At 60.9% G+C, this 3,342-nt stretch carries 4 protein-coding genes; 2 read left to right on the top strand and 2 right to left on the bottom strand.

Annotation, left to right across the window (positions count from 1 at the left end):
* The first annotated feature begins 107 nt into the window (after positions 1-107).
* Together EOA22_RS39135 and EOA22_RS39130 are read left to right on the top strand one after the other, a co-directional pair.
* Entirely contained in the window at positions 108-407 is a 300-nt protein-coding gene (locus EOA22_RS39135; protein WP_245441377.1) for a hypothetical protein, read from the top strand.
* A 6-nt stretch (positions 408-413) separates the two neighbouring features.
* A complete protein-coding gene (locus EOA22_RS39130) occupies positions 414-755 on the top strand; it encodes a hypothetical protein (protein WP_244514456.1) in 342 nt (113 codons plus the stop codon).
* Between the two features lie 249 nt (positions 756-1,004).
* Here the strand turns inward: EOA22_RS39130 and EOA22_RS28470 are convergent, their stop codons facing one another.
* Together EOA22_RS28470 and EOA22_RS28465 are read right to left on the bottom strand one after the other, a co-directional pair.
* Complete coding sequence (locus EOA22_RS28470) at positions 1,005-2,051, bottom strand: hypothetical protein (protein ID WP_063170516.1); 1,047 nt, start codon at positions 2,049-2,051, stop codon at positions 1,005-1,007.
* Between the two features lie 74 nt (positions 2,052-2,125).
* A partial coding sequence (locus EOA22_RS28465; RefSeq protein ID WP_127390393.1) for an autotransporter domain-containing protein occupies positions 2,126-3,342 on the bottom strand: 1,217 nt, incomplete at its 5' end.

Raw genomic sequence — 3,342 nt, 5'->3', positions numbered from 1 at the left:
CCGAACAAAAAATCTAACAGTCGGCATTTGCCGATTGTTCGGGGCCGCGTCTTTCGGCCAGATTTTGGCTAGGTTTGCAGTGGCCAGCCATGAAGTAGGGCAGGTCGTTGATGATGCGGGGCCAATCAATGATGGAAACCGGATACGTTGTCGCGGCCGGATTATTTCCGTTTGCCGTTTCCTATACGCTCGTGGCAATGCTGCCGGGTGCCAATTTTGCCGTCGTTGCGCAGGCCGGGCTGACCGCGTCGCGTGCTACGGCGCTTTCCGCTGCCGCCGGTATCGCCCTTGGCGCAAGTTCGCTGGCGGCCGTCGTCGCGACGGGGGTCGGTTCATTGCCGCACGAGGGCATCGCGCATCAGATAGCCGCCAGCCTCTACGGCGCACTGCTGGTCCTCATTGGATGAAACTCGATGCGGCGAGCTTGGTCGATCAAGACGGGACCGGATGAGCCGAAACCGGTCGCAAACGTTCGGCACTTCCGGCTGGGTTTTGTCACTGCGGTGGCAAATCCCGCAACTGCAATATTTTTCGCCTCTTCAACGCTGAACTTAAATCTCCGCGGGGCGACTTACCTAACCGTGGTCGCATTGGTGTTTGCCATTGCGATCGCCTGGTTTGGTCTTCTTGGCCTTTGCATTTCCCAACCTGTAACACAGCGGTTCTACAGACGTTTCCGAAAGCATGCGGATATCGTCCTGGGAGGTGCCCTGGTGGCGCTCGGCTTCGCCGCGCTTGGGTCTTTGAAGGGCTAAAACATGTAGCGGTCTAGACTAGACTAGGACGTGACAGTCCAATCGTCGGCATTCGCGATTTCAGCTCTCGGGCGTTCACCGTTGGGGCGGTACGTCTGACGATCGGTGCTGCAGGTGGACCGGACAGGGTCGCGCTCACTGCAATTTGCTAGGACGGCAAGCGACGACCGGGCCGCACTCGCGCCATCGGCGATTAGCGACGCACTCCCGACGATCTCCAGTCCCCGAAGATCGGCTCGCCTGCGCGGTTTAATAGAACGGCGAATATGGCTCCCGGTCCGCTCGTGTGAAGACGGAGATGGGCTGGTCAATCCGCGCGACAACGCCCGCTCCGAAATTAATCCCAGTTCCGTCGCAGACACCAAATATGTTCGACCGCGTTCCGATCAGCACATTGACCGGTTTCCCGGCTTGGACGGGGTATGTGCTGTTGTGAATGAAAAGGACGCCGGTTGCCTGCAGCGTGTCATGCGCATTGCCGTTGCTGCTCGCTATCTCGACATAGTCGCGCCCTGCGAATGAATTTTGTGTCCAGATGCCGACAACCCCTTCCACCGAGAGCCAACCATTCGCCCAACCGTCCGCGTCGCGCGGAGAGTATTGTGTGAACAGGCGATAGGTAAGTGGGTCCGATAGCCAGAAAAGCGTTACGTAGCCGTCGATATCAGGCACATAGGTGAACCAGACGCCGGTTTCGCTCGCAGCCCACAGGCCATCCGCATCGTATGGGTCCAAATTGTTGGCGCTGACGAAATCCATTGACAGGGGTACCGGATCAGTCACGGCGTGATCGAAGAGTTGGGTGAGCGTCCAGCGCCCATTGTAGTTGAACCACTTGTCGAAGTAGGTTCCTCGAGCCACCGAGCTCAGGTCTATGATCTGTCGCTCCCCCCGTTCGACCGGACCAAAAGGAACGGGGTCGAAGTCCGGCAATTTGAGGCGCGGTATCATGACTGTGCTGGTCGCCGGTCGTGGCGACAACTTGCCCAGATCAAGCATGGATCCTGCTTTGCCAACCGCCGAACGCACGTTCCCCGCGATCAGATCCGTTCGATATTCTCGCCAATAGTGCCCGGACAGGATCTTGTCGAACGCGACCATCTGTTCGATCAGATGGTCGACGTCTTTGGCGGACCGTTTGGGCTTGGGAAGGAAAGCGTTCTGATGGCCAAGCAATTGCTTTCGCGCCTTGGCCTCACCTTCCAGAATGTCCGCGTCGAACGGCAGTTTACACCCCTCTGTTGGCGTAAAGCCGCTTTCATGCTTCGTGTGGAAATCGCCCATCAACTTGACCATGCTGCCTCCATCAGTCTCTGGCTAATCTTGCAACCAAGGTGACGGCGCTTCCTGATGATCGCCACCTCTCGCCGTCAGAATTTCACCGCGAGATCGAGCTTAGCGCCATTGTCGACAGCGCCACCGCCGAACTGTCCGGAATAGGACAGGGCGAGCGTCGCATTTGCCGACATTTTGAGGTCGATGCCGGCCTCGATCACGGCGCTGTCCGTGGCGATCGGCACGCCGGCGATGGTGAAGGCATCGCTGCCGGCAAAGGCGACCGTCGACAGCGGCGTGGTATCGCCGAAAGCGTGCCGCCAGCCGAGCATGCCGCGCGCTGTCGCATTGATGTTGCCGAGCGCAAAACCGGTCGAGCCGCGCAGGCCGAGCGTGGTGAAGGTGGCGTCGGTGGTGGAACCCGCGCTGGTCAACGCTGCCGCGCCGCCCTTTTCGGTAAAGCCGTCGGTGTGCACGCTGACATAGGCGAGATTGACGAAGGGCTCGAACTTGAAGCCCTCGGCATCGGGCCCGCTGCTACCGACCTTGTAGGCAAGTTCGCCGAAGATCTGCGCGGTGCCGGCGTCATAGTCGGCCGAAAGTTGATCGGCAAATCCGTTGAGGGCGACCGAGCGTTTTGTCGACAGGCTGCTCCAGCTGTAGGCCGCACCGGTTCGGAAAGCGATGGCGCCCCAGTTGGTGCCGCCATAGAGACCGAGATGGTAGTTGTCGGCGTCGCCGCTGGAGCTGCGATCATCGGCATCGAAGTTCGCATGGCTGTAACCGCCAAGCAGACCGACACGCCAGCCGCCCACCAGCGTGTCGGCGCCCGCCAGCAGGCCCCCCGTCGAACGATCGAAAGCGGCGGCGTTGCCGTCGCTGTCGGTGTTGCCCCAGGACCCGAAAGCCTGGCCCCAGACTGCAAAGCGATCGGTGTCGGCGGCGACCATTTCCGGTCCGCCTTCGCCATAGGCCATCACCGGCAGGGCAGCAGTGCTGCCATCGCCGAAAGCGGCACGAATGCGCGACGTCGCCGCATCACGGACGAAGCGGCTGTCCTCGACCAGCATGCCCTTAGCCGAGGCATGGATCTCGCCTGACAGCTGGTCGAAGGCAGCGCGTGCCTCGGCATCGGTGGCCAACCCGGCGACGGCGCCGAACACAGCCCCGCTAGTCAGGCTGTCCAGCCCTTCGCCCGTGGCGATCTGGTTCGGCGTCAGCCCGGCATCGGCGAAGTCACGCACCTTGGCCACGTCGAGATAGGCGTTGTTGGCGTCGTAGGTGTCGGTCACCGACAGGAATGCGGTATTGG

The sequence above is a fragment of the Mesorhizobium sp. M7A.F.Ca.US.014.04.1.1 genome (assembly GCF_003998745.1).
Taxonomy (GTDB): Bacteria; Pseudomonadota; Alphaproteobacteria; order Rhizobiales; family Rhizobiaceae; genus Mesorhizobium; species Mesorhizobium ciceri.
Note: the sequence above shows the minus strand (reverse complement) of the source record. Positions and strands in the feature narration are given on the sequence as shown.

Excerpts from the sequence above, each read along its gene's own strand:
- EOA22_RS39130 (WP_244514456.1), top strand. The coding sequence starts at position 414 with ATGCGGCGAGCTTGGTCGATCAAGACGGGACCGGATGAGCCGAAACCG.
- EOA22_RS28470 (WP_063170516.1), bottom strand. The coding sequence starts at position 2,051 with ATGGTCAAGTTGATGGGCGATTTCCACACGAAGCATGAAAGCGGCTTT.